This is a genomic window from Shewanella mangrovisoli, from assembly GCF_019457635.1.
Taxonomy (GTDB): domain Bacteria; phylum Pseudomonadota; class Gammaproteobacteria; order Enterobacterales; family Shewanellaceae; genus Shewanella; species Shewanella mangrovisoli.
In genome coordinates, this window is sequence record NZ_CP080412.1 from 4,056,529 (window position 1) to 4,083,164 (window position 26,636).

20 protein-coding genes are annotated in these 26,636 nt (G+C 48.0%); 5 read left to right on the forward strand and 15 right to left on the reverse strand.

Going from position 1 to position 26,636, the window contains the following annotated elements:
• Positions 1-144: 144 nt before the first annotated feature.
• From K0H60_RS17690 to K0H60_RS17705, 4 genes are all read right to left on the reverse strand, one after another.
• On the reverse strand, positions 145-1,332 hold the full coding sequence (locus tag K0H60_RS17690; RefSeq protein ID WP_220056546.1) for a tetratricopeptide repeat protein: 1,188 nt from the start codon (positions 1,330-1,332) through the stop codon (positions 145-147).
• Between the two features lie 118 nt (positions 1,333-1,450).
• Positions 1,451-1,798, reverse strand: a complete 348-nt coding sequence (locus K0H60_RS17695; RefSeq protein ID WP_220056547.1) for a hypothetical protein — start codon at positions 1,796-1,798, stop codon at positions 1,451-1,453.
• Between the two features lie 116 nt (positions 1,799-1,914).
• Entirely contained in the window at positions 1,915-3,165 is a 1,251-nt protein-coding gene (locus K0H60_RS17700; RefSeq protein WP_011718316.1) for an ammonium transporter, read from the reverse strand.
• A 10-nt stretch (positions 3,166-3,175) separates the two neighbouring features.
• Positions 3,176-3,514 (reverse strand): P-II family nitrogen regulator, encoded by a 339-nt coding sequence (locus K0H60_RS17705; protein WP_011624095.1) that lies wholly within the window; start codon positions 3,512-3,514, stop codon positions 3,176-3,178.
• A gap of 325 nt (positions 3,515-3,839) precedes the next feature.
• On the opposite strand from K0H60_RS17705, the gene K0H60_RS17710 reads away from it, so the two are divergent.
• Positions 3,840-4,382 (forward strand): hydrolase, encoded by a 543-nt coding sequence (locus K0H60_RS17710; RefSeq protein ID WP_220053894.1) that lies wholly within the window; start codon positions 3,840-3,842, stop codon positions 4,380-4,382.
• 50 nt (positions 4,383-4,432) lie between these two features.
• Here the strand turns inward: K0H60_RS17710 and K0H60_RS17715 are convergent, their stop codons facing one another.
• The 8 genes from K0H60_RS17715 to K0H60_RS17750 form a co-directional block, all read right to left on the reverse strand.
• Entirely contained in the window at positions 4,433-5,167 is a 735-nt protein-coding gene (locus K0H60_RS17715; protein ID WP_220056548.1) for an Lcl domain-containing protein, read from the reverse strand.
• Positions 5,168-5,260: 93 nt separating this feature from the next.
• Positions 5,261-6,070, reverse strand: coding sequence for a hypothetical protein (locus K0H60_RS17720; protein ID WP_088210136.1), 810 nt, complete (start codon positions 6,068-6,070; stop codon positions 5,261-5,263).
• A 134-nt stretch (positions 6,071-6,204) separates the two neighbouring features.
• A complete protein-coding gene (locus K0H60_RS17725) occupies positions 6,205-6,909 on the reverse strand; it encodes a LysE family translocator (protein ID WP_220056549.1) in 705 nt (234 codons plus the stop codon).
• Positions 6,910-7,021: 112 nt separating this feature from the next.
• Positions 7,022-7,852: an AraC family transcriptional regulator gene (locus tag K0H60_RS17730; protein ID WP_220056550.1), complete on the reverse strand. Its 831-nt coding sequence runs from the start codon at positions 7,850-7,852 to the stop codon at positions 7,022-7,024.
• Between the two features lie 153 nt (positions 7,853-8,005).
• Entirely contained in the window at positions 8,006-8,752 is a 747-nt protein-coding gene (locus K0H60_RS17735) for a hypothetical protein (protein ID WP_220056551.1), read from the reverse strand.
• Between the two features lie 108 nt (positions 8,753-8,860).
• Entirely contained in the window at positions 8,861-10,501 is a 1,641-nt protein-coding gene (locus tag K0H60_RS17740) for an alkaline phosphatase family protein (RefSeq protein WP_220056552.1), read from the reverse strand.
• A 42-nt stretch (positions 10,502-10,543) separates the two neighbouring features.
• Positions 10,544-12,040 (reverse strand): alkaline phosphatase family protein, encoded by a 1,497-nt coding sequence (locus tag K0H60_RS17745; protein WP_088210392.1) that lies wholly within the window; start codon positions 12,038-12,040, stop codon positions 10,544-10,546.
• A 235-nt stretch (positions 12,041-12,275) separates the two neighbouring features.
• Positions 12,276-14,354, reverse strand: a complete 2,079-nt coding sequence (locus tag K0H60_RS17750; RefSeq protein WP_258405763.1) for a TonB-dependent receptor — start codon at positions 14,352-14,354, stop codon at positions 12,276-12,278.
• Between the two features lie 312 nt (positions 14,355-14,666).
• On the opposite strand from K0H60_RS17750, the gene K0H60_RS17755 reads away from it, so the two are divergent.
• From K0H60_RS17755 to K0H60_RS17765, 3 genes are all read left to right on the forward strand, one after another.
• Positions 14,667-15,494, forward strand: coding sequence for a type 2 periplasmic-binding domain-containing protein (locus tag K0H60_RS17755; RefSeq protein WP_220056553.1), 828 nt, complete (start codon positions 14,667-14,669; stop codon positions 15,492-15,494).
• A gap of 245 nt (positions 15,495-15,739) precedes the next feature.
• Positions 15,740-17,719, forward strand: a complete 1,980-nt coding sequence (locus tag K0H60_RS17760) for a sensor domain-containing diguanylate cyclase (RefSeq protein WP_220056554.1) — start codon at positions 15,740-15,742, stop codon at positions 17,717-17,719.
• 85 nt (positions 17,720-17,804) lie between these two features.
• A complete protein-coding gene (locus K0H60_RS17765) occupies positions 17,805-18,383 on the forward strand; it encodes an excalibur calcium-binding domain-containing protein (RefSeq protein ID WP_220056555.1) in 579 nt (192 codons plus the stop codon).
• A 104-nt stretch (positions 18,384-18,487) separates the two neighbouring features.
• On the opposite strand, the gene K0H60_RS17770 is transcribed toward K0H60_RS17765, so the two are convergent.
• Positions 18,488-23,407 (reverse strand): S8 family serine peptidase, encoded by a 4,920-nt coding sequence (locus K0H60_RS17770; RefSeq protein ID WP_220056556.1) that lies wholly within the window; start codon positions 23,405-23,407, stop codon positions 18,488-18,490.
• Positions 23,408-23,674: 267 nt separating this feature from the next.
• On the opposite strand from K0H60_RS17770, the gene K0H60_RS17775 reads away from it, so the two are divergent.
• Complete coding sequence (locus K0H60_RS17775) at positions 23,675-24,028, forward strand: thioredoxin family protein (protein WP_011718329.1); 354 nt, start codon at positions 23,675-23,677, stop codon at positions 24,026-24,028.
• Between the two features lie 95 nt (positions 24,029-24,123).
• On the opposite strand, the gene K0H60_RS17780 is transcribed toward K0H60_RS17775, so the two are convergent.
• Positions 24,124-25,614, reverse strand: coding sequence for an ATP-binding cassette domain-containing protein (locus K0H60_RS17780; protein ID WP_220056557.1), 1,491 nt, complete (start codon positions 25,612-25,614; stop codon positions 24,124-24,126).
• Positions 25,615-25,711: 97 nt separating this feature from the next.
• On the reverse strand, positions 25,712-26,452 hold the full coding sequence (locus K0H60_RS17785; RefSeq protein WP_220056558.1) for an arginine N-succinyltransferase: 741 nt from the start codon (positions 26,450-26,452) through the stop codon (positions 25,712-25,714).
• Positions 26,453-26,636 lie beyond the last annotated feature (184 nt).

The window sequence follows — 26,636 nt, forward strand, 5'->3', positions numbered from 1 at the left end:
AAAATACAAATTCAAATATTTCAATATGATATGCAAACTAAAGCCAACCGAATGTTTGGGTAGGAAGCAAACGATACTGAGAGCGGAAATAAAAAACCTCCTTTGCCAGTAATCAAACGCAAACAAAGGAGGTTGAGTAAAGGATTAATGTTGCTGCATGGCCTGCAGTTTTGCCTGATAACGATGCTTATCTGTGGCTTCGCGGCTAAGTGCCATGGCCTTTTCCATATTGAGTTTGGCGCGCTTCTCATCGCCCAGCGCCCAATAGGTACGTGACAAACCAAAGAAAAACTCATGGCGATAATCGGCTTTATCCACGGCCCTTTGATACCAAGCGAGCGCCTCGCTGTATTGGTGTTCATCATAGGCCTGTTCACCCATATCATAGTAGTAATAAGGATTACGAATACGCGCTAACTCCAACACTTTATTGACCTGCGCCCACTCTTCTAAACGGCCCTGATCACCTAAAATCACCGCCAAGTTATAGAGGGTCGTCATATCATCGGCATCGTATTTGAGTGCATAGCGATAGACTTGCTCTGCCCGCTTTTCATCGCCCTTGTGGCGATAAATCACGGCTAAGGTGTTGAGCGCAGGGATAAAGTGTCCAGATTTTAAGCCGGCTTTAATCAGCGCATAGGCGCGGTCTAAATCCCCTTCAACCAAGGATTCGGCGGCCATATTGTTATAAAACATGCTGGTTAAGGTCTGGCGATTGATTTGCACTTTATTGTAGCCTCGCAGAGCTCGCTCGGGCATAAAGTCGACCAGAATCGCATGGGCCGACAGATACACAGTGTGCACGCTCTCGGCGGGTAACAAGCGTAGATTGACATGGCCGTTGATCAGATAAAACTCGCCCTGTTTGTCCCACACGGGTTCAATCGCAATATCTTGAAACTCAGTGCCAATTTTAAACACATCCGCTAAAGCCGATGTCATCACAACCAACGACATACAATTCCCCGCGCGCTGGGCATAGGTTTCGCTGGCGGTTTGAGTCAAATTATCTTGATAGTGAAAATCGCTGTGGCCGCCATCTTGGTTAGCATTGATATAACTGGCTAACCATTCGTGTACCGCGACGGGATTTTTCGTCGATAAGCTGTAACGGTCGTAGGCTCGCCTAACATCGGCCGCCACAGAAGGCGGAAGGCTAAAAATATCCTCGACGCTCGGAATATTACTGACAGATTTAAACAACGAATCTGCAAATAGGGCATCGATTTCATCATCACTAGGTTTTGGGGCTGTTGAGCTGCAACCCCATAAGAGTAAAAGTAATAATGAGCAGATTATGCCGCTTGAGATGGTGCGCAGTTGTATCATGAGATGTCCCCCAGACCATAAGGCTCCTATTTGAGCTTATTACACTTGGCCAAAAAGACGTCATAAAATGGTTACAAAAAATAACGGCCTGCCACAAAGGATTGCGGCAGCTTAAGGGTTAACGCTGCGCCGGAGGGTCTACCTTGATATACACATCCTGCTGCTGATAACGATAAGGCCGGTAGTTATCCTGACCACAAGTAAAGTAGCGGTAAGGCTTTACCTGGGCGATACAACCGAGTGGCAGAGCCTGCAGAATTTGAATTTGCTCCTGTCTTCTCAAGGATTCCTGCCATTCATAATCTTTTAGCACTTGGTCGCGCACAGCAAAGGCATCGAATGGCTCATCCGAACGAGTCACTACGACTTGCCCCGCAAAAGCGGGCAAGGCTAAGAGTGCACTCAGAATGCCCCCAAGCAAGCAGGTACGTCTGATTTTCACTGTGAGATAAGAGATTAAGCGCATCATTCGCTCCTTGTGGTATCAGCGTGGCAGTCGAAGACCCATAAAAAAAGCAGAGCACTTGGCTCTGCTTTACTATCCTCTTATCCCTTAGAGGCATCAAGTCATATCAACACCTGTTAGCCTGCACTTTTGACAGTCACAAACTCAGGGTAAGCGTCGATTCCACAGTCAGACGCATCCATACCGTTATATTCTTCTTCCTCTGTAACACGGATGCCCATGGTCATCTTGAGTACAAACCACACCGCAAACGACGCGCTAAATACCCATGCGAAGATAATCGCTGCGCCAGTTAATTGCGCTGTGATAGTCGCGTCGGCATTCGATAAGGGGACACACATCAAACCAAGGAAACCCGCAACACCGTGCACAGAAATCGCGCCCACAGGGTCGTCAATCTTGATTCTGTCCAGACCCACGATAGAGAACACCACTAAACCACCAGCCACCACACCAATCACCCCTGCCATCAGCAGCGAAGGCGACAGCGGATCGGCAGTAATCGCCACTAAGCCCGCCAGTATGCCGTTTAAGATCATGGTTAAGTCCGCTTTACCCCAAATCATTTTGCACACAACTAGGGCAGAGATAGCACCAAAAGCGGCTGCGGTATTAGTGTTTACGAAGACCTTAGCGACAGAGCTAGCGTTGGCCGCATCTGAAACCATTAATTGTGAGCCACCGTTGAAACCAAACCAGCCCATCCACAGGATAAACATCCCTAAGGTCGCCATTGGCAGGTTAGAGCCTGGGATAGGGTTGACTTGGCCGTTAGGGCCATATTTACCCTTACGAGCACCGAGCAGTAACACCCCGGCGATAGCCGCAGCAGCACCTGTCATGTGCACAATACCGCTACCCGCAAAGTCTACAAAGCCTAAGCTAGAGATAAAGCCTTTACCCCAAGTCCAGTAGCCTTCAACTGGGTAGATAATGCCTGTCATCACCACGGAGAAGAACAGGAAAGCCCATAACTTCATTCGCTCCGCTACGGCGCCAGAGACAATCGACATCGCCGTTGCCACAAACACCACTTGGAAGAAGAAATCAGATTCCAAAGCATGGTTTGCATCGTCGGCTTGTGAGCCAATCAGCGTACCGAGTGAAGGCAACCAGCCACCTTCGGCATTGTCGACGTACATAATGTTGTAGCCAATCAATAGGTACATCACACAGGCAATCGCGTATAACACCACGTTTTTAGTTAAAATTTCGGTGGTATTTTTAGAGCGCACTAGGCCAGCTTCGAGCATGGCAAAACCCGCCGCCATCCACATAACCAAAGCGCCTGAAATCAAAAAATAAAAGGTGTCGAGTGCAAAGCGCAGTTCAGAGACTGTCACGCCTAATTTTGTTAGTTCTTCCATCTTCCGCCCCCTATAGCGCTTCAGTGTCGAGTTCACCCGTACGAATACGGATGGCATGTTCTAAGTCGATAACGAAAATCTTTCCATCACCAATTTTTCCCGTATGAGCCGCACTGGTAATCGCCTCAATCAGCATGTCGAGATTTTCTGCTTTAGTGGCAATTTCTAGTTTTACTTTTGGCAAAAAATCCACCTGATACTCGGCGCCACGATACAACTCCGTGTGCCCCTTTTGACGGCCAAAACCTTTAACCTCGGTCACCGTCATCCCCTCAATACCAATACCGGCGATAGCTTCACGGACATCATCCAATTTAAATGGCTTGATGATAGCGCTGACTAGTTTCATCCTGACCTCCAAAAAACGCGATTGTTATTAACTTGTAGCCAAGATAATTCAATCATCAGGCCAGAATTTTAATTTATTGATTTAAAAGAAATAACAAAGATTAGCCAGGAATAGTTCGATTAAAAATGCACCAGACTTGTGCAAGCAGAAGAGCGACGCACTCTTTTAGTGAGCAATTTAAGTGCACGCCATATTCGACCTTTGCCCTATTGGTGAGGCTGCCCAATTAGGGTTTACTAACAGTGCAAAAAACAAACAATTCACAAAATAAGCAGAGCAATCGCTAAACGATGCCTTTATTCCACCCGCGCAGAAGGAACGCCCGATGTTAAAACCCGAAGAATGTGTACTCGTTATCGTCGATGTGCAGGGAAAGCTCGCTCAGATCATGGATAACTCAGCCAAGCTTCATCAGCAGTTGAGTACACTTATCCAAGGCGCACAGCTGTTTGAAATCCCCATCCTCTGGCTCGAGCAATTACCCGCCAAACTTGGCTCGACCACAGAAGAGTTAAAAACCTTGCTCGAAAGAACTGGCTCACCCATTGCCAAGCAGCACTTTAGTGGTTGGTATTGTGATGAATTTGCCAATGCATTAACCCAAACTCGGCGCAAACAGGTCTTGCTTGCGGGGATAGAAACCCATGTTTGCGTGTACCAAACCTGCCGCGATCTGCTCGACCAGCACTACTCGGTGCACCTTGTCGCCGATGCGGTGTCTTCCCGCAGCGTTGACAATAAACAGCTGGGCATCCAAATGATGACAGCCAAGGGAGCAACCCTCACCAATGTGGAGTCACTGTTATTTGAACTGCAACATGAAGCTCAGGGAGATAGATTTAAGGCGCTGATTAAATTGATTAAATAAGGTTGATTAAATAAGGTGAGAAGAGAGCTTGTTCAAGCTCTCTTTAGTATTCAAAATGCGGCAACACAAACGGCATAGTTGGCACTATTAGCATAGCTGCGAGAACTATAGCCGCTGGGGGCGACAGAGATAATGCCAGCCAAGAATTCGGTCTCATTGACAGTACTAGACCAAGAGTCAATCGTCGAGCTCCACTGCGCACGTTGATAGGCTGCGCGACTCTCGCCGTACCCATAGAGGGTATTTAACTCCTGCTCCGTTGGCCTGCGCCAATTATCTTTACCGGCAAACTCGAGTGAAGCCAATTTTTGGCACCAGCGGTCAAACTGACCGTCGACGCCAACCTTGGCCTCATGACCCTTTGCCGCTTCGGTGCCGGGTAAGATGACGCCTTTACCATCCTGACGGAACAGAGCATATTCGCCTCGGCTCGGGCCAAATACAAACTCCTCCGGCACGTTAAACGTCATCGCATAGCTATCGCCACTGTTGTTGGCATCATCTTGTTTAAGATAACCCAAGGCGTTCATCACGGCGATGGAGGGCGAACTGCTAAACCATTTCGTCTGACGATCACTTTTATCGTAAAGCGCTTTGATTTTTAAGCAATTGGTTGATGCCAGAGTACGGTCGTTATTATCGAGGCCGCCATCAAAACTAGTATCGATTGGCGTACCTTCGACGTGGCCACACAGGGAAATTTGCTCTTTTTGGCGACATTCTGTCAGTAAAAACAACAGCACTATGGCACTGCTGATAATGGCGATTTTAGTGGGATTAATCATGACAACAAACCTTAATCCAGTGTTGATAAAAAGACAGTACAGCTAATCCAGAATTGCCTCCCGGATCAGCCTTAAGTGATTGGCTCGATTAGGCTATAGCGCTTTAACCACGGCTTCCTGCACCAGCAGTTGGTCGTTCTTGTAAACCAACAGCTCACCTATGGGCCTTTCTTCGGCGCTCAGCACTATTACATCGCAGACATAGAGATAGGGGCCGCTTTTAAACTGGAAGGAATGATTACCGCCGTTACCATCGAGAACTAACTTCCCCTTTTTGAGGACTAAATCAGGTTTCTCGCTCATGGATTTGCCCTTTGCCCAGGCGGCATAACGGTATTGCTGACGGTCGAGGGCATCGACACGAATGATGAATCGCGCGGTTTCCCACGCCAGCTCAGGGCTAGCAAACTCGCGTACACTCTCGTGTAGCATCGCTTTTTGCTGCGCGATCAGTTCATCCCTTAACTTAGCTTCCTCTGGGCTTTGGTAGTTAATGCCCGAGATTTTGCCATCGAAATCCAACCAGACACTGCCGTGATCGAGCATGATGCCGCGCCAACCCATAGTCTCCCAGTTATTCTCTGTGGTCGAATTGGCGATTTGACTCAGCAACTTGCTATCAAAGACTTGCTGAAATCTCGTCAGCAATTGCTGTGGATTTTGCACATCGGGGAGCGGGTATTCCCGCTGGAGGGGATAAGAAATTTGCTCGGCAATCGCCTGACGATCACCCGCCTTGGCCGCATCAATCAAGGCTTGCACCTGCGGCACGTATTCCGCCTCTAAGGCAGCCAGAGCCTGGGGGGCAGTGCTAAGACTCCCTAGCAGCAAGCCCGTATAAAGCCCTAAACGCGAAAGTCGATTAACCGCTGAAAAACCTTGATAAAACGGGCGACAAGACATGATTTATTCCTTTAAAGTCAAAAACATCCAAATTAAGACTTGGCAAGGATACCATAGCTAAGGAGGGATAAACACACACAATCCCACCCAAGCCTATGTGTTAAAAGTCGAATCACAGCCTCGCTAGCAGCACCTTAAGCCAACAGCAAACTCGAGACTATCGCCACAGCTACCGACATAAAGATCACCCCAATCACCCCATCGATAATAGGCGTGAGTCGTTGCAGCTTTTGCTGCACCTTGGCTTTTGAGAGCATCAGCGCCAGAAAGCCAAACCAGAGCAGTGACAACACAAATAACATCAGCGCGGCGGCAAATTTAGTCACGGGTGTCACGCTCGGGGTGATCAAGGCGGAGAACAAGGTTAAGAAAAACACTAAGGCTTTTGGATTCAATAAATTGGTATAAAGCCCCCTCATAAAACCCTGTTTAGGTGATAAGGCGTTTACCGCACCCACCGTGGGCATATCAACGCTGTTTTCAGAGGTTGTTGCAAATCCAAAGGGATTTGCGCCCTCGCCGTTCAATACGGTTTTGGGTTTACTGAAAAAGGTCACAGCAGCCTTAAGCGCACCAAATCCCATCCACGCCAAATACGAAGCGCCCAGCAATTGCACTAACAGATACAAGGTATGGGAGCTTTTAATCACTAAGCTGACGCCAGTTAAACTCAAAATGGTATGGGCTAAAATCGCCACAGATATTCCCGCCGCCGTGGCAATTGCGGTGTTTCGTGGCTGCGACGTAGCAACCTTCACCATAATGGCAAAATCCGGCCCAGGGCTGACTAAGGCTACACAATGAATAACGGCTAAGGTGACTAACAGGGATACATCCATCAATAGGACTCCGCAAAAACAGATAAGAACACCAGTATGCCCAAGCCTGCTGCAACTGCATTGTAAGAAATTGCACGCGGTTAATTTACCGAGACAAATTATACCAATGCTATTAAAGCATGCGCCGCTGGAATTGGACGGGTGAGAGTAAAAAGGCCTGCTTAAACGCCTTATTTAGATGACTCTGATCGAAAAAGCCTAACTGCTGCGCCACATCTGCCACTAAGGCGCCATGGGTTAAGGACTTTTTCGCTAACTCTAATCGCACTCGCTTTAGATAGGCGTGGGGTGTCATTCCAGTCGCCAGTTTAAATTGGCGTAAAAACTGGAACTTACTCAGGTTAACCTCATCGGCCAACGCCTCGAGCTGAGTGTTTTGCCACGGCTCATCGTGAATTTTCTGTTTGATGCGATTTAACTGCTGCCATGATAACCCCCTATCCTGCCGTAAATTCAGCATTCCAGTGGGGTGGCGCGTCAATAACAGCTGCATAAAGTTCAGCAGGTGCGACTCGGCCGCAAGCTCAGAGCATTGGCCTTGGATAAGCACATCATGTAACTGGATAAAGTATTGATATAAAGCGGGATCATCCACCATGGGCGCATTAAAGAAATGAGCCTTGAGCCCCATCTCTTGGCTAATGTTGTTCATATACTCCACGGGGATCGACATCACCTTAACCCGATAACCTTCGGCATCGCGGCTTTGTCCATCATGGGTTTCATCGGGATTGAGGGTCGATAACCCATGTTGCCCGAGCTGATAACGACTGCCTTTATTGATAAATTGCTGCGCCCCTTGAGTCACCACGCCTAAGTGATAATCCAGATGCACGTGTTTATCAAAACTGAAATGCGTAAATTCCGCCTGACTCAGTTCAATGCCCGAGAGGCTGGGATGGCGCCAGTAATTGATATTTTCAACGGGAGTCACACGGCTCATAGGGCAAGCTTAATCTCACTCGGCAAACACAACTTTAGATACTACTCATTCTAGCCGCCGAGATCTTGGCTCGAATAGTAAATTATTGCAGCGTCCTCCCCAAAAATGCAAAACGCCCGAATGCGGGCGTTTTGTGAAAACCAACATGCTGGATTAGTGCGAATGACTGCCGTGGCCGCCTTGCGCCTCAATGGCATGGCCTTCGCTGTTATAAAAACCACTGCTACCGTGTTCGATAAAGCCTTGGTTGATCATCTTGGCGATAAAGGGGTCGGACTCACTGTCGCCCACATCAGCAAAGTCAATGTCTTGATAATTCTGGGTTAAAGCAGCGAATGCTTCGTGGCTGTAAGGCTCAACCTTGAGCAACTGATAACTTAAAACTTCACCTAAATTAAATTGCTGTGGCAGTTCAATGCTGGCAATCCAGTCGAGCTGGCTGTCCAAGCCATTCACTTTACCCGCAAAGCCTTGAGCCGCAAAACAAGGCAATTGTTTTAGCTCAGTTTTTGCCAAGTTAGCAGGCAATGCCGGAGACACTACATGGTACAACTGATCGCGGTCGTGCTGAATGTTTAGCGCCCTTAAGTCACCCTTGCGATAGGTGACTGAGCGTTTTTCAGCGGGGAAATAACGCACATATTCGCCATTGGGTGCCCATTGTTCAAAGGTGGTGTTATCCCGTTGAATAATAAAATCTTGTCCGTCTCTTAGCAGGGTCATCTGCCAACTTTGCCCCTTAGCATTAGTGACTTGGTACTGGGCTTTTAAATGGCTGGCCTCAAGTGTTGCGCATTGTGCATTGGCCTGATACGCAGAAGCAGCGCTAACGGGAGTGGCTAAGGCCATCACAGGGGAGGCTAACGTCGATACCAGAGTGACTAAGAGGAGTTTGTTCATGTTATTTCTCACTTACACGCTAATTTTATGACTCGCATTACTGACTAACGTCTTTACAGACAGTTAGATAAAAGCCGATGGCAGGACTGCCCGCCATCGGCATTTGGCTTACTTCGCCGCCATTGCAGCTTCCGCTTTCGCGACTAAGTCTGCCGCACGGTTCATCACGTGGAAGATATGGTTTTGTTCAACCGTACCTTGGACCAGATCCGAGCTGGGGCCACGGGCAAAAATCGCCACGTCTTCACCCGCATGGGTTTCATCGCTTAATGGCACTAGGGCTTCTTGATGGAAACCAGCACTTTGCGTATCTACAAAGTTCAAGTCCTTACGGCCTGCATCCACTGGGAAGTTATAACGCTCATCGCCACCCGTCGCTAATGACGCATAACCCATACCGTTGGCATAACCTACTGTCGTGTAAGGTAAACCGTTAGCATCGGTAGAGTTAGTCACTTCGGCAATACCATTAGCATCGTTGGTTTTCACTAAGCCAAGGATTGGGTTACCACGGGTTGGATAACCTGCGATGGTAAACACATGGCTGTGGTCAGCCGTCACCATTAACAGAGTGTCGTTTGCCGAGGTTTTTTCCATCGCAACACGGACTGCTTCAGATAACGCAACTGTGTCGTACAGGGCACGAGCGGCGTTACCGGCATGGTGCGCATGGTCGATACGACCCGCTTCGACGATCAGCACGTAGCCTTTGGTGTTTTTCTTCAGAATATCAATCGACTTGGCAGTCATTTCTGCGAGCGATGGCTCACCCGTTACGCCCGCTTCGGTGCGGTCGTAGTCGTATTCCATATGGGATGAGTTGAACAGACCCAATAAATGGTCAGTGCTCTTCACATCCACATTGAGGAAACCATCTCTGTCTTGAACGTAAGCCGCATTAGTGTACTTAGCTAACCATTCGGCAGTCAGATCGCGACCATCGTTACGCTTACCCGCTTTACCTTCTGGATCAATCAAGGTTTTGGGGATAAAGCTGCGGCGACCACCGCCCATCATCACGTTTAAGCCATTGCCATAGTTAAAGTCGAGCATTTGCGCGGCGATATCTTTACAACCATTGGTCACGGCTTCGGCTGGCAGGTTTGAGTCGGCTTCCCAGTCACGCTCAGGCACGTGGGCATAGGTTGCCGCAGGCGTTGCGTGGGTTAAACGCGCCGTAGTCACCACACCAGTAGACATGCCCGCCATGGCGGCCAGTTCCAGTGATGTCACTAAGTTTTGATCTTTAGTCGATGCGCAGTTAGCACGCACTACGCCTTCGGCCTGTGAAATCACGCCGACATCGGTTTTCACCCCAGTCATCATCGCCGACATAGTGCCCGCAGAATCTGGTGTTTGACCATCGACGTTATAGGTCTTAGATAAACCGACATAAGGCAAGGTTTCGAAGGATAAAGAGTTTTCTTCACCCGTCTTGCCCTTTAATTGACCTTCTAAAATACGCGCTGCAGTGATAGTCGAAACACCCATGCCATCGCCGACAAATAGGATCACGTTTTTCGCCGCGCCCACATCGTTGTTCACGCTCAGGCCATCGGCCTTAGTCACACGTGCCTGTGCATCGACATACCATTGGTTGACTGCGGTCCAGTCTTTACCGTCGCTGCCATTGGAACCGTTAGAACCATTCGAACCCGGCGTACCTGCCGCGCCATTGTCACCATCGCTACCGCATGCGGCTAAACCCAGCATGGCAGAGATTGCGAGTACCAGTAATTTCTTATTCATTTTTAACTCCAAAAGTGAGAACTGTAGGTCGCAGACGACCTATTAGTACTTAGTGCCGCCAAGCTGCTGGGCTTGGTTGATAATGTGGAAGATCACGTTCTGCTCAATCACGCCCTGCACCAGATTCGAACCTGGGCCCATTGCGTGTAAGCTGATGTCTTCACCGGCGTGAGTCTCACTTTCCATTGGGATAAGTGCTTGTTGCATGAAGTCTTTATCTTGAGTATCGACTGAGGTTAAGTCGTCACGCACGCCAACCACAGCGCCTGGGCCGTTAGTGTAGGCCAGCGTAGTGTAAGGCTTGCCGTCGTTAGCGAGGGCTAACGAACCATCCACATCGTGGACTAAACCTAAAATCGGGTTACCGCGTTTGGGGTAGCCTGCAATGGTAAATACATGGCTGTGGTCAGCGGTTACCATGATGAGGGTATCATCGCTGCTGGTTGCATCCACTGCGGCTTTCACGGCGTTAGATAACTCAACCGCATCGGTCAAGGCGCGGCTAGCGTTGCCCGCATGGTGACCATGGTCGATACGACCCGATTCCACGATCAGCAGGAAGCCCTTATCGTTTTTCTTTAAAATCTCGAGGGATTTCGCGGTCATTTCTGAAAGTGATGGCTCACCACCAACGTCATCGGCGCGGTCTGCTTCGTATTCCATGTGGGATGGGTTAAAGAGGCCAAGTAAGTGATCGGTATTGGCGGCATCGATAGCATCGAAGCCTTTTTTGTCCCACACGTAAGCCGCTTTGCTGAAGTTTTCGACCCACGCTTTAGTCAGGTCTTTGCCGTCTTTACGTTTACCGGCTTTGTTCTCACCGTCAGTGACTTCTTTTGGCAAGAAGTAGCTGCGACCACCACCCAGTGCCACGCTAAGTGAGTTGGCCTCATCGCGCATCACCAGTTGGCTGGCGATATCGGTACAGCCGTTAGCAACGGCTTCGGCAGGCAGGTTAAAATCGCCTTCCCAATCACGCTCTGGTGATTTTGCGTAAGTCGCAGCAGGCGTCGCGTGAGTTAAACGGGCAGTCGTGACGATCCCCGTCGATAAGCCTTTAGCATTGGCAAGGTCGACCAGAGAAACGAGTTCATTGCCTTTAGAAGACAAACAGTTACCACGTAAACTGGTGTCAGAAATCGAGATGATACCGGCTTTGGTTTTCACCCCAGTCGCCATGGCGGTCATGGTACCTGCGGAGTCGGGCGTCTGCTGGTTAGTGTTGTAGGTTTTCACTAACGCCGTGTGAGGAAACTGCTCGAAACTTAAGAAGTTTTCTTCACCGCCTTGGTTACCCGTTTGCTGCTGTCCTTGCAGAATACGGGCGGCAGTTAAGGTTGAAATACTCATGCCGTCGCCGACAAAAAGAATCACGTTTTTAGCTGTTTTCTTGGTTTCAACCTGCGCTTTAGCCGCAACATTGGCTGCACTGTCTTTAAACCACTGACTGTCAGTTTGAGTTGCGGGTAAGACTGCAGCGTGGGCTACAACCGTCATTAAACTGCAGGAGATAGCTGCAGCGATCCGTTTAATATTCATCACGTTCATCACCGATTTTATTATTGAGTGTATGAGGGTATTCCCTTAAGAGGCGCCCACATTTTCAATGCTTTATATGACGAACTGGCGTGATTTTAATGGCGTTTTTATTGCAACTAGATGTCGAAATGATTGCAGTAAACAGAATAGAAAACGCTAAGTTTATCCTAGGTGCGGAACAAACTTAGCGTATCGATTGGCGCTAGCAATGGTCACTCAAGAATGGTCACTCGAGTTAGAAACGATAACTGACACTCACCCGCACCATGCGCGGCTCAACAGGATGATAATGCAAGTCTTCCACACCTTCAGCTGGCTCACCCGCTAGACGAGACTCGTAGAAATAATCGATATCGTGGTCTTTGCTATCAAATATATTCAATAGCTCGAGCTTAGTATCGAAGCCCGATATCTGATAACCCAGGGCAAAGTTCACTAAGGTAGTATCATCGGCTTTATGTTCATCAAAACTATCGAGGATCCGCTCACCTAAATATCTCAGCCTGACACTGGTATACCAACCATCGCTATCGGGACGATAGGTAATGCCCGCACTGCCAACAAAGGGCACTGCGCCATCGACATATTTGCCTTCATCGAGTTCATTTTCGGTAAAACGGGCACGGGTCCAGGCCAGTTCCATATCTAAGCTCAAATCATCGTTAAGCCAATAATAGGCCGTGACTTCAACGCCGTAACGCTCAGAGGCGCGGCTGGGTTCGGTATTGCCCGCATCGCCGACGAAGAGTAGTTCAGAGTCGAGTTCCAAATACCAAAGCGCCGCCGAGAAGTTAATAAAGTCGCGATCATAGTATTTGACCCCAAACTCACCGCCATTGGAGCGCACTAACAAATCGACCTTTTCAACCAGATCGCCCGTGACAGGGTCAACCTTAATGGTTGCACCGCGGGCATCGTTAGAATGCAATCCCTGCCCCGCATTCATGTAGAGTTCCAAATTATCGTTCACTAGGTAGGAAGCGCCCGCCTTTAAGCTCAACATGCCATCGGAAGCATCACCGCTATTGAGGGGATTATCACTATCGACCTGCACATCGAAATAGTCGTATCTCAAGCCTAAATTTAAACGCCATTGGTCAGCAGGCAACCACTCCACCTTGCCAAACAATCCCGTAGAGAGTTCCTGCACTTCATCGAGCCTCACAGTGCTGAGGCGTTCCCGTGCTTTAGTGTTATATAAACCCACAGCGCCAATATCGTCGTAGCGCACATCGGCACCTAGACTGTAATTGATTTGTGTCCCCGCCAGACTCATTTGCCAGTCGCGTTTAATATCGCCGCCCCAAATGGTTCGCTCATCGACCTGCTCAAATTCATCGCCATTAATGGGATCGTTTAAGAAGTAAGTAAAGTTTGAAAACAGATCCATGGTCGAGCGAATGGCATAGGCATTGGCCTGCCAGTTGCCGGCGTCATAATTGGCCGAAATGCTGTAACGACTGGCCTCACCGCCCACATCGGTGTCGAGTGAACCGTAAAAATCAATCAGCCCAGACTCCACCGCCCGCGCAGGAATTTGATCCGCCGAATTCCAGCTATTGTCGTAGGCCATCATGGTGAGGCTAAAGTCCCCGCCATTGAGCTTGGTAAGATAGCGACCTACCACATTGATCTTGCTGACATCCTCCTTAATATCACTCCAAGGGCCATCGTAAGCCTGCAATTCTGTTCCTAAAATAAATCGGCCGACCTCGGCCTTCATATCCTGAGTCGCCACCAGCCGTTGATAACCGTATTCCCCTAAGGTCACCCCAACTTGGCGATAAGCGAGTTCATCGGCGAGCAGAATTTGCGCCGCACCCGCGCCGGAAAAGTCCGCCACTTCAGGATAATAAGCTCCTTTGGCGTAACGGATTTCCCCTAACAACTCGGGGATTAAAAAGTTAAGATCCGTATAACCTTGACCATGGCCATGAGTCCGCATATTGACCGGCATACCTTCGACACGGGTATTAAAATCTGTGCCATGGTCTAAGTTAAAGCCGCGCAGAAAATACTGATTCGCCTTACCCGAACCACTGTGCTGAGTGACGATCATTCCAGGGACAAACTCGAGGATCTCACCCGTGCGCAGTAGCGGGCGACTCTCGATTTCCGCCGCACCCACTATCCCTTCCGATGCCGAAGTACTATGGCCTAAGGTATTAATTTGCCTGCCACGCACTTCTAAACGCTCGATATTATCCGCGCTGTCGGCCATGGCTAGGTTTGATAAACCACAGAGGGGTAATAACCAAATCCCTGATAAATAAACCTTGGCTCGCTTTCCTGCTACTGTCTGGAGCGGCTTCATTTTTCCTTCCCGAGTCAACGAATTGATGACGCGGATTTAACGCTGTCTTCACAGATAAAAAGCGGATCGAGCTCAAACTCTGCTGAATAAAAAATCACCGCCAGCAGTTATGTTTCAAATTTATGTGCCATATCGCACGTTATTATGAGCAAAAGGACAAAATGTCCGTATCGAGATCACAGTTATTACCTGCTTCGCGCCACTCGCGCCATTGCTTCGGCCATGGAGGCAATCAACAAGAGGTAAAAATCCCTGAACCGAAAAAGTAGGACTGGCTATACTTTAAGCAATTAAAAAGGTTAAGGATGCCGTATGGATACACCTAGTCACGCCGAGGGAAACATGGCTTATCTGTTAAAGATGCTGCTGGGGATATCATTGAGTCTGGCCTTGTGCTTGCCAATTAAGGCGAACGACACCAGCGCCGAGACACTCACCACAGGCAATCTGCCCACTATCACCATGGCGTTTTATGAAGATCCCTCCGATAACCTGTATTTTCGCTGGGGCGAATTAATTTATACCGAGGCCTTTGCTCGCCTAGGTTATCAATTTCGTTATCAAGTGGTTCCGCCCATACGCGCCAGCATGATGGCCGATACAGGGAAAGTCGATGGGGAACCCGCCAGAGTATTTGCCTACGGGTTGAAATATAAGAATTTAATTCGTGTAGAAGAACCCATACTCGAAAGTAAACTCACCGCCTATGCCATCAACCCCAATATCCAACTAACTGACTGGGGCTCACTGCTCAACCATCCTTACCGAATTGAATATTATCGAGGAATTTTCTATATCGAGCAGAAACTTGAAGGACTAGTACCAGCGGATCGGCTAACCACTTCCTCTTCCCCCATCAATTCCTTTCGCCGTATGCAGCGAGACAGAATCGACATCTACATAGATACCGAAGCAATTGGGGAAAACGTATTGCAACATGCTGAATTCCAACACAGTAAAATTCACCCCGTGGGTGAGTTGGAGGAACTCATCAGTTTCGGTTACCTGCATAAACGCCATAAAGCATTGACAGTGAAACTCAGCGCGACCCTCAAACAAATGAAACAGGAAGGTCTGTTCGAACGCTACAAACAGCAGGCCCATACTGAAATCGACCAAAGCATTGCCCACGAACAATAGGTAACTCGCTTATAAATTACAGTATTTCATTTGGTTAACTTGAAAGTGCTTTAGCCTTTGCTACAGTCATACTTAATTCTGCGAAATAGGGAGACCAAATTAGTTAATTATGGGGACCACTATCGCCTACTGCGATAAAGACTATCCAAGGAACAGATGAAAAACCAACAGGTTAATAACCATCTTCAACTTAACATGCGCCTATCTTTTCCTCGCCAACCTAGCCGTGGCGCTAGGAGTTCAGGATGAGTGGCAAGTTAAGGCAACTCATAGGTACATTGCAGCAACAGTCGCGCTCTACCGTCGCTAAGGTACTGTTGATTATTGGCATGTTTATCGGGATCTGCATCACCCTCGTCGTCCTCGTCTATATTCAGGGCAATATTTTCGATGGTGTGCGCACCTATGTCAGGGGCGAAGGACTCTGGGCCAAAGCGCAAAAAGATGCCACGTTTTACCTTATCCACTATTCCTACAACAAAAACGAAGTCGACTATCAACGTTATCTAGCGGCAACGGCTGTGATGCTAGGCGACAGGCAAGCTCGCGAGGCCCTACTCGCCTCGCCAATCGATGAGTTAAAGGCCAAAGAAGGCTTTATCCAAGGTTTGAATGATGAAAGGGATACTGAGTCTTTAATTTGGTTTTTTCGGCATTTTAACCGCACTCACTATATGCAACGGGCTGTAGAGATTTGGACCCTCGCCGACGAAAGATTTAACACTATGATGTTATTGGCAGACTCGATGCACGATGAGGTATCCCAATTTGGTGGCAGTCCACCAGACCTTAGCCAATATCGCCAGCAGCTTATCCAGTTAAATGAAGAACTGCTCAGTTTAGAAATTGAATTCTCCTTAGTGCTGAGCGAAGGCGCTCGCTGGGTAAAACGCATTACCTGGTTAATCAGCTTAGGAGTCGTCTTACTCTTTATCAGCATAGGTATTTTGGTCAGCAGGCAGATCATTCGCAACATTGCAAAATCTGAAAAACAGCTATTAATCAGTGAGTCACGCTTTAGCAGCCTTAAAAATTCCGACACCATAGGCATTATTTCATGGCAGCTCGATGGCACCATCCACGATGCCAATGATCATTTTCTCCATATGTTAGGTTTTGACTGTGAAGACTTAGCCGCGGGTCTGATCAACTGGCGCTCACTCACGCCACCTGAGTTTGAGGCGAGGGATAACATCGCGATCGCCGAGCTTATCGAACTTGGCCACTGTCATCAGTATGAAAAACAGCTTATTAGCAAAACGGGTGCCCATGTTCCTGTCATGCTAGGTGCAAGCTTTTTAAATAGCAGCACCCAAGAAGGGGTCGCCTATTTTATGGATTTGACCAGCAGTAAGCAGGCCGAAGATAAACTGAGGCTGGCTGCAACCGTGTTTAATGCCAGCACGGACGGCATCATAATCACAGATCCACTGATGAGCATTATCTCTATCAATCAGGCATTTACCGATATAACCGGATTAACTGAGCAGAATTTGCATCAAGATGCCTCACGCTTTATCAATACGGGTCATCCGAATGAAGATGCCTATCAGGCCATGTGCAATCTGCTACAACAAGGAGAGCAATGGCAGGGTGAACTTATCAAGGAAACCGCATCGGGTTATCTGCCCTTAAGTGTGCGGATAAACACGGTAAGGAATGAGCATAACCGATTGACTCACTTCGTGATTGTGATAACCGATATTTCGGAGCGCAAAGCCGAAGAAGAACATTTACGCCACATTGCCCACCATGATGCCCTCACCAATCTTCCGAATCGGGTGTTATTCCATACCAAATTGGAGCAGGCGATCGTCCATGCGCAGCGAGCCGATGGGATCTTTGCCATTCTGTTTCTCGACTTAGATAACTTCAAACCAGTCAACGATGAATTTGGCCACGATGTTGGCGATAAGTTATTGCAGGAAGTGGCGAAGCGGCTCACAGGTAGCATTCGGCAAATCGATACCATTACTCGTCTCGGCGGTGATGAATTTGTGATTCTGTTGGAACACTTACCCAATGAGGAAAGTGTGCCCATTTTGATCCGCAAAATCACCCAAGCACTCACGGCACCTTACATTATCCATAAACATCAATTGCACATTGGGGTCAGCATAGGCTCGGCCATTTATCCCTGCCACGGCACCGATGCTAAGAGCCTGATCAACTATGCGGATCAAGCCATGTATGTAGTTAAAAAAGCCAACAAGCTGGTGCAATAATCTTTGTCACATCCCAAATATCACCATTGACCTTAATGCCAATCCCACATATAAAGAACGTAAATTAAGCACTTAGAGCAAACTCATGGAAAGAGGCATTCTAGTTCGTTGGAACGATGAAAAGGGATTCGGGTTTATTCAACCGGAACAACAGGGTAAAGACGTCTTTATCCATATTACCGTGCTTAAGCACATGGCGAGAAAACCTCGGGTTGGCGATAGCATTCTGTATCGCACCGAAGTACAAAATGATGGCAAAGTGAAAGCCATCAAGGCCTCTATCGAAGGGGTCGCCGTCTTAGCTAACACCAATAAAAGCCCACGCCGCAATACAAATCCCCCGAGTCGCTCCCTATCAAATACCCTGCTGCCACTGTTATTAATCTTTGGCATCGGAATATTTGGTTTTAAAAAATATACCGAATATGAGATAGCTCAGGCCCCTAATAACACAGAGATAGAAACAACGCCCCTGTATGAGCCTCAAACCCAGCCGCTATCAGCGCCTCAAACTCAATTTCACTGCGAGGCAGGCAAAACCCATTGCAGCCATATGGGCTCCTGCGCCGAAGCCACGTTTTACATCAAGAACTGTCCGAACACGCAAATGGACGGTGATGGAGATGGGATCCCCTGTGAGCGCCAGTGGTGTAATGGCTATTAACGAAATAAAAGCCCCTGTTGGTTAACAGGGGCTTTTACCTCGGATGAAGTGACAGCATCAGGTACAGTTAATACCGTCAGCTGCGCGCTTCAGCCTAAAACGTCTTAATGTATTTTGCGATTTCGTCTGTAAGCTAAAGGAAGCAAGCCTAAGGCTAACCAACCTAAGGCACCACCCGAGCTTTTCGCTTCAGGTTCGATGGTGACAACCGGCATCTTACAACTGCCATCATCAGTATTGGCCGAAGCGTCATAGTTAGTGGCGCTGCTGTTAGTACAACCATACTCAATACCGTCGGACTCAACCATTAAGCTGAAACTAGTCGATGCAGCATCTTCTGGATTCACGCGGTCTTTTACTCTAACTGTGACTAAGGTTTCACCATGGAAGTTTGCCGTTGGAGTTAATGTCACATTGTTACCATTCACGGTTGCCGTAAAGTTATCTCCCATCACTTCAATCACATTGCTCACTTGGTTTTCATCCGAGTAGAGCACGTCGAAGCTAATGGATTCATTTTCTTTAACCGTCTTATTGGTAATGGCAGCCAGTTGAATGTTGCCCGCCACCTCAAGTTGCAGCTCAAGCACTTCGCTGTCGGCACCCACTAAGTGGTTTTCAACTTTGAGTGTTTGAGTTGTACCCGCTGCCTTTTCAGATACATAGGCACTGAACTTCACGTTAAACTGTGACTCTTCTGGACCGGTATAATCCATACAAACCACATATTCATCGCTGAGAACTTTATCTAAGTTGTTGTAGGCAACTGAAGCACCAAGGTTTATATCCACAGGCATATCACCATCAACTAAGATACGACCATCGGCCGCTTTAAAGCCAATAGCACCTTGGCCATCCACCATTTGTAGATTGTCATAGGCAAATAACATTTCATATTTGCCAGGTTCGAAGTTCACATTCATGCGTAGGAACATTTCGAAGTCAACAAGTTGACCCGGTGTGCCTGTACGCTCAACGTTATCCCACTCCAGTACTAACCACTCACGTGAAGAAGTATAAGTTGGGGTAATACCTGCGTTCAGGTGATACTGACCAGAACCGCCGTCGTAACGAGCTGGAATGGTGTTATCACCCACCCAGTAAGGTGCGATAGCATATTCCGGCATTGGTAACCCAGCGACATCCTTAGGAAACTCAACATGCATGAACGGCAATCTACGTGCAGAGTTGAAGGATATAATACCCGCAGGACTCAAGGTGATAGTGTCAACAAAGTATTTGTTAAACAATGGGAAACTAATATCCTGACTGGTATTCATCAGATCCTTAAGCGAGTACGTGAACTGGTTTCTATAGGTACCTTGCACGCCCTCTAAGGTTCTCCAACCTAAACCTTCCTTCAGCTCCAGATAACCTGGGTAAGGAGAGTTCGCCGCTTTAAGGGAACACATAGGATCATTCTGGTTATTAGTGATCTTATAGTTACGGACAACATCCTTAGTGGTTTCCTGTACACCTGATACACTGAAGTTGTTGTTTTCGAATATCGCTGAACCAGGTGTGGCATTAGATGCAACAATGCTATCAGGGATAATTTGAATGCTGTCAGGGAATTGAGTCTTGATTACAAAATCTCTAGCAGCCGCTTCATTGTTAGCGATGACATTTACTTGGAACTCAACCACTTCGCCAGCACGGGCCGTTTCACGGTTAGCGGTGAAGGTCACATCTTTATCGACTTGGTTAACAATCACAGGTACAAAACCTACGTTGCCCGCATCATTGGCATTAGTGCCTATATCGAAGCCACCAAAGTAAGTGTTACCAACCTCCATATCTGGAAGATGGTAAGCCAGTTCTACGTTGTACTCTTCGTAACCAGGGATTTGCGAAGGCGCTTTAACGGTTAAGTTACCGTTATCTCCCGTCACAACCGCAGTTGAGAAAGTAACATCACGCCCCATATCTGTTTGACCCGTTGAGATGGTCGCCAAGTTCATATAGACGGTAAAGTAATGACCCGCCTGTGGGTTTGTGATGGTACAGAAGTTAGCAATAGTATAAGTGGTAGACATACATAGGGTTTCATCCATTGATGGTAAACCGTCACCATCGGTGTCTTGCCCCATAAATACCAGCACTCTGGCGTATTCACTTCCACCTACGCTAGCCGCAAGTAACTTGGCGCCCTCTGGCACATCAGTCCATTCTACGTGGTTCGCATTAACGACTTGTTTACCATCCACCTCAACGGTGTCAAATGGATCACCACTCGTTTTGTCGGTATACAAGTGAACCGTCTTATCTTCACCTTTTACTAAGCCAAAACTACGCGCAGTGAAATCGGTGATTTCGGCGGTATTGAATGGGCCTACGTTTAGGGTTGATGATTTACGGTGAGCGTTAATTTTCAAATACTCAGGTAACCCAGTCTCGCCTTCATAAGTCCATACTGGCAGTTCAAGCACTGGCGAGTTTGGTACATCTGAAGCAAGAACCACCTGACCTTGGTTACCGGTTAAATCGATTACAGTGGTCCCGGCTACGTTCTTTTTCGTCTTAGCGGTGACTACGATAGACTGGGTTTCGCCCGCCTTAATCGTAAAGCTTTGTGGCGAAACACTAATATCAAAGTTGCCAATCCAAGTTTCAGTGCTGACGTTCCAAGTCGCATCTTCAGTAGCAGTAAAGGTTCGCACAAATGAACATTCCGTAGGACATTCATTATCGACCATATAAGCCGTGTTCAGGTTCTTAGGACGACCACCCGCATTTGGGTTAGCTGCAGCCATATTGTCCATTGACTCATCGAGTACTAAACCGACTTTATCGGCTAACTCAACGTGCATACGACCCGCACCCACATCTTGCAGGGCTGACATATCACCATAATCTGAGTAGTTGTCTAAAAATCCTGCACTTGTCAGATCGTTAGATGCCGTCATCAATAGCGCCGATTGAACTTGCATCGGTGACCAGTCGGGGTGTGACTGACGTAATAATGCAGCCGCACCAGCAACATGAGGACTCGCCATTGAGGTACCAGATAGGGTCGCCCAATCGCCAGTTGAAGGATTTTTGGTAAATGGTTGGTCATCAGAGGCGGCAGCAAAAATATCCACACCAGGAGCTGCGATATCCACAAATAGGGTATCGATACCAAAATAAGATGGACCACGGCCAGAGAAGTTAGCGACACGCTCTTTATCAACTTCTTTAATTTCAGCAGCACCAGCCGTGATCGTCGCCATATGGCCTGAACCAGATGCTAACCAAGTACGAAGCTTCGCACCATCGGCATACTTGATCAATGAACCGGGGACCGAATAAGGGATTTCTGGCGCGCTAGAATCTTGAACTGATGAAAGATTCGAAATAATAATACCTTCCGCACCACCCGCCTGTACGTTTGCCGCTTTAGTCATCAATGGGAATGAACTGCGAGAACAAAGCACTATGACGTCCTGCGCGCTTTCATCAATCTCTGTATCTGGATTATCAGCCAGATCGAACGTGCCTTGAGGGAACGGCTTATCACAGTTCTTAACGTAGGATGCAACAGGTTCATTGGCGTTTTTGAATTTACTCGCATCAACCATTAGACCCGTTACTGAATTGAAGTTACGAGTTGCACCGACAATATCCGCTGGTGCAGCAGTCGCGCCACCAGACATATCTTCAACAGTATTCTTTTTGAAACCAACAACTTGGTCTGCTGTGTGAGCTGCAACTGTGGTTACCCAAGGTGATGAATGGTCAGCCGTCATCAAGTCAGGCCCAGAATTACCCGCAGCAACCGCAACAAATACGCCCGAGGCTGCCGCGTTTAAAAAGGCTTGCTCCATTGGATCTAACCATGGGTCCTCCTCAAGCGAACCTAACGAAGCGTTGATAACGTCAACGTTATCGATTGCCGATTGCTCAATCGCGGCAATAATGGCTGAGCTCGGACAACCAGCATAAGGGTCACCCGAACCACCAGGCCAACATACTTGGTATGCAATGATATTCGCGTGTGGCGCCATACCCGACACTTGGTCAAACTTAAGGCCTGTTTCAGTCCCTTTACTCTGAGCGATGAAATCAGTGGTCGTATGCGCAACATCATTCAGGATGTTACCTGCAACGGTACCCGCGACATGCGAACCATGGTTGTTATAGTCCACACCCACTGCTGGGCGGGTTTCACTAAACACAGGATCTGTGTATGCCTGTGTGATCTCTGGGTATGAATAGATACCAATCAGCTTATCGTTACAGTACTCTGGTGAATCAGCACAATCCCCTAAGTATTTACCTGCCAGAGGATTAATGTGTTTATAACCGTCACCACCCACGGCAGCAAATGAAGGATGATCATAGTTAATACCAGTATCAATGATACCGACCACCATGCCCTCACCTTTATTAGACAAGGTATTTAACGCACTTGTGTTCCAAACGCTAGTTGCACCAGTTTGTGCTGGCGTACTGAAGGTTTTTAAATCATAGATTTTTTCACGGGTAATACGCTTAACACCAGGCACTTTTGCCAGACGTTGTGCCTGTTCTTGGGTCATTTCAGTCACGAAACCGTTAAGTGCGACCGAAAATGCACGGCTTACTTTAACATCCACCCCTTGTAATGCCTGCGCCTGTGCCACAAAGTTAGCACGCTTCTCAGCAAGATAGTTGTTATAAGCTTTTAGCTGAGGTTGATTCAGATTCAGAGGCGAACTTGTACCACGAACTTTAGCAACAGTAGGTTGGGTTGCCGCGAGTTGGGCAATACCACCCTCGTAGGTAGCAATTGGCGCATCATTGAGCTGTACAATATATTTCTGTACGCCATGAACATCATCTTCAGCAATGAAGATTTCACGCTGTTTTTTAATGGTTTTGTTTACTTGGTTTTCCCAAGTAAAGGTTTCTTCCGCTAGTGGCTTTGGAGCATAATCCGCAGGTTGCGTTGCCCAGACGGCGTTTAGCTCATTAGATGGCGCAACTGTTGTAGTCGAAGCGACACCGCTACCAACGTACAAAGCAGTAGCCACCATAACGGCGACTTTATTCATTGTAAGCATGACTTGCCCTTATAATTTCACGATAAAAATCATTTTTTGCCACCAAATGGAAACAAATTTAAAACATCGCGAATGATTACTCCTAGGGAGTAAAGCGTCAATTTGATAACGGCATTTGCTACAAAATGCTACTTATAAAACAATGCATTAAATAAAATACAGCAGCTTCGCCACGATATTTAACTTAGTGAAATATTGGGTATTTATAATGCCAAACACAGGAAAATGTTAAAAATATAGTAATAAACACTGTAGGCGAGTAAGTAGATGAACCATCCAACCATGTACCATATTGAATCTAGATCCATGCTCGACTCAATTCTGAATAACTACAACGCCGTACTTTTGTTATTTGGGGCGCCAAGCTGTGGCGTGTGTCAGGTCCTTAAGCCTCAGATTGCGGATTTGTTGGCGAGGGAGTTTCCCCAAATGGTGCTGGCGTATATCGATTGTGAAGCCCAAGGTGAGATTGCCGCCGGCTACCATGTCTTTAGTTTGCCAGTGGTAGAAACGGTATTTTACGGCAAAAGCTTTGGACGTTTTTCGAAGGTGTTTTCCCTCGGCGAGCTCAAAGGGGCGATTGCCCGCCCCTATGGATTAATCGATGAGAACCAGCCTTAGGTTAGCGCTATTTTTGTAACTGTCTAAAGCCACGGTACTGAATGGGTTTGCCTTACCGCTGCAACCACAGCATCCACCTTTCGCTAAATGATCGCTTATGAATCAGCTCCATAACTCACCTTCACCGAATAACCTTCATCCTGTTTGATAAAATCGACAAAGTTCTTGATGGCGGGTAAAGCATCTTCCCTATGGTGGGAAACATAGAGCAATTGGCTAAGATGGTGCTCGGCAATCATGTCCAACGCCCGCATCACTAAGGTGCGATTGATAAAGTCGAGCCCTTGATATGGCTCATCCAAAATCAATAATAACGGCTGTTTAATCAAGGCTCGACCTATGAGCAATAGCCGCTGTTGGCCGTAATCCAGTTTTTTAAAGCCCGTGCTGGCAAACTCGCTCATATGCAATATCGCCAGCCATTCCTTGGCCAGATCCAATTGGGGCTTAGTGGGCTTGTGATACAGGCCGATGGAATCGTAAAAGCCCGACAACAAGACATCGAGCGCCGAGCAACTGACGCGGTACTGTAAATGCAATGCCGACGACACTATGCCAATCCGTTGTTTAATCTGCCATATGCTCTCGCCGCTGCCTCGGGGTCGGCCAAACAGGGTAATATCATTGCTGTAGCACTGGGGGTGGTCGCCCAAAATCAGCCCGAGCAGAGTGCTCTTGCCACAGCCATTGGGTCCTCGCACTTGCCAATGCTGGCCGGCACGAATCTGCCAATTCACCCCTTTAAAAATCAAGCCGCTGACATATTCGACCTTGCCGTTTTTAATGTCGACTATGGGATCAAACGCCTCGGCATTGTGGCGTTGACACTCCATCAATGCCAAAAGTTCGGCGCTGCGGCTGGCCGAAAGCGCATTAAGCTGCGCCATTACAGGATGTGTTTGCCACTGTTCAATCGACATGGGCGCGCTGAGTTGATGCACATGCTGACCCGATTTGAGCATATCGCTATTAAACAGCGCCACATGGCTAATACAGGGCGGCAATTCTTCTTGGCGTGAGGTGATAATGAGTAGCTGCGTATGTTTAGCAACCTCCACCAGCAGCTGCGACAGGCTAAGCTGATGTTCTATATCCAGCCCTGCGTAGGGGTCATCTAAAATCAGCAAGTTGGGCTCAGTTGCCAGCGCCCGCGCTAACATCACCCGCCGGGTTTCACCGGTCGATAACTGCCGAAATCCCCGATGCTTTAAATGCGTTAATTCGACTTTCAGTAAAATGGGCGCCAAGTGTTCATCGTTTAGGCAGCATTCCTGCACCAGTGACTCGACCGTCGAACCGTAATCGAGTTCATCCTTTTCTAATTCCCGCTCCAGCAACGCCTGTTGCAAACCGAGTGACACCCAGCCAATTCGCGCGGGCAAGCCGGTAATTTGTCCCGCATCGGGCTGAATATCCCCCGCCAATATTCGCCCAAGCAGTGAGCCGCTATAGCTGTCGGTCGCAAAAATCGCCCAATGCTGCGCAGGCATTAACTGCCAATCTTCAACCACTAACAGTTCATTACCGCGGCCGTAGCGCAATCCCTTAACGGCTATCGCCTGAGAGTCTGTGGTGTGATGCTGCATTGAATACGTCCTTTGGGATGATTTTTAACCAAGTCTAACAAGCTGTTATCGTTTTTGTCCCTTCGACTTTATGCAAAGGGACAGATATAAACAGGGATCAGGGGCGCAATTTGATATACAACTCGCCCTCGCGAATTTGAATATCTTCGACGCCGTCGGCAAAGGCATTCCAAAAGCCTCTGTCGCCGAACTCACTGACAAGATTGACATTCTTCATATTGCCTAGCCAAGCGTTAGGAATAGGCACGCCCATCAAGCTTACGCCCACTAAAGACACACTCGGGCGGCGATTGGCATCGAGATGGATATCAAGTCCGGCATTGACCCGTAAAATTTCCCCCGCCATCACAGGAAAGTCCCTTGGGATCGGCACGAGGATTTTGGCACTGGCTAAATTATCTGAAAAATCAATGGCAATGCGCTGGGCAAAGTCAGGGTTGCGGCCAATAATGGCATTGACCTCACGCTCGCTAAAACTCACTTGCCGATCTTCAGCGCGCTCGCGGTAGGGCTCGGGTTGTAAATCGTCACTCGAGGACGACTTAGCCGAATCCTTGGTATGAGTCGAGGCCTTACGCTCTGGCTGCCAACCTAATTGACTCAGTTTATCCTCAAGCTTGGCCTCTTCTTTGGTTGATAAACTCACAGGCGTCAACGGTTTAGGGAAGATATAACTGCGAACTACAAAAAAGGTAATTCCCACGGTGAGCACTATGGTCACCAGTATCATCAACAAGACTTGAACACCGGTAAAACCCTGTTGCCGCAGCCCCAAACTAATGGGCTTACGTGAGCGGTACTGTGGCCTTGCCAAATGGGGGCGAGATGTTGAGAGCATATTCGTTTCGCTGCAAAGAGATTTCCCCCGATACTACTTGGCTAAGCGGCATAAGGAAACGCCTAAGGCCAACAAGCGAGGTCTTCAGCGAAAACTCATTTCAAGTTAAGTGAGGATAGAATGATAAAAGTCCACCCATGCACAGGGCACGGATGGACTTACGAGAGCTGAACTCACGGGTGAT

Excerpts from the sequence above, each read along its gene's own strand:
- K0H60_RS17740 (WP_220056552.1), bottom strand. The coding sequence starts at position 10,501 with ATGAATAAGAAATTACTGGTACTCGCAATCTCTGCCATGCTGGGTTTA.
- K0H60_RS17760 (WP_220056554.1), top strand. The coding sequence starts at position 15,740 with ATGAGTGGCAAGTTAAGGCAACTCATAGGTACATTGCAGCAACAGTCG.
- K0H60_RS17690 (WP_220056546.1), bottom strand. The coding sequence starts at position 1,332 with ATGATACAACTGCGCACCATCTCAAGCGGCATAATCTGCTCATTATTA.
- K0H60_RS17710 (WP_220053894.1), top strand. The coding sequence starts at position 3,840 with ATGTTAAAACCCGAAGAATGTGTACTCGTTATCGTCGATGTGCAGGGA.
- K0H60_RS17720 (WP_088210136.1), bottom strand. The coding sequence starts at position 6,070 with ATGTCTTGTCGCCCGTTTTATCAAGGTTTTTCAGCGGTTAATCGACTT.
- K0H60_RS17730 (WP_220056550.1), bottom strand. The coding sequence starts at position 7,852 with ATGAGCCGTGTGACTCCCGTTGAAAATATCAATTACTGGCGCCATCCC.
- K0H60_RS17700 (WP_011718316.1), bottom strand. The coding sequence starts at position 3,165 with ATGGAAGAACTAACAAAATTAGGCGTGACAGTCTCTGAACTGCGCTTT.
- K0H60_RS17725 (WP_220056549.1), bottom strand. The coding sequence starts at position 6,909 with ATGGATGTATCCCTGTTAGTCACCTTAGCCGTTATTCATTGTGTAGCC.
- K0H60_RS17705 (WP_011624095.1), bottom strand. The coding sequence starts at position 3,514 with ATGAAACTAGTCAGCGCTATCATCAAGCCATTTAAATTGGATGATGTC.
- K0H60_RS17775 (WP_011718329.1), top strand. The coding sequence starts at position 23,675 with ATGAACCATCCAACCATGTACCATATTGAATCTAGATCCATGCTCGAC.
- K0H60_RS17770 (WP_220056556.1), bottom strand. The coding sequence starts at position 23,407 with ATGCTTACAATGAATAAAGTCGCCGTTATGGTGGCTACTGCTTTGTAC.
- K0H60_RS17755 (WP_220056553.1), top strand. The coding sequence starts at position 14,667 with ATGGATACACCTAGTCACGCCGAGGGAAACATGGCTTATCTGTTAAAG.
- K0H60_RS17735 (WP_220056551.1), bottom strand. The coding sequence starts at position 8,752 with ATGAACAAACTCCTCTTAGTCACTCTGGTATCGACGTTAGCCTCCCCT.
- K0H60_RS17745 (WP_088210392.1), bottom strand. The coding sequence starts at position 12,040 with ATGAATATTAAACGGATCGCTGCAGCTATCTCCTGCAGTTTAATGACG.
- K0H60_RS17750 (WP_258405763.1), bottom strand. The coding sequence starts at position 14,354 with ATGAAGCCGCTCCAGACAGTAGCAGGAAAGCGAGCCAAGGTTTATTTA.
- K0H60_RS17780 (WP_220056557.1), bottom strand. The coding sequence starts at position 25,614 with ATGCAGCATCACACCACAGACTCTCAGGCGATAGCCGTTAAGGGATTG.
- K0H60_RS17785 (WP_220056558.1), bottom strand. The coding sequence starts at position 26,452 with ATGCTCTCAACATCTCGCCCCCATTTGGCAAGGCCACAGTACCGCTCA.
- K0H60_RS17765 (WP_220056555.1), top strand. The coding sequence starts at position 17,805 with ATGGAAAGAGGCATTCTAGTTCGTTGGAACGATGAAAAGGGATTCGGG.
- K0H60_RS17695 (WP_220056547.1), bottom strand. The coding sequence starts at position 1,798 with ATGCGCTTAATCTCTTATCTCACAGTGAAAATCAGACGTACCTGCTTG.
- K0H60_RS17715 (WP_220056548.1), bottom strand. The coding sequence starts at position 5,167 with ATGATTAATCCCACTAAAATCGCCATTATCAGCAGTGCCATAGTGCTG.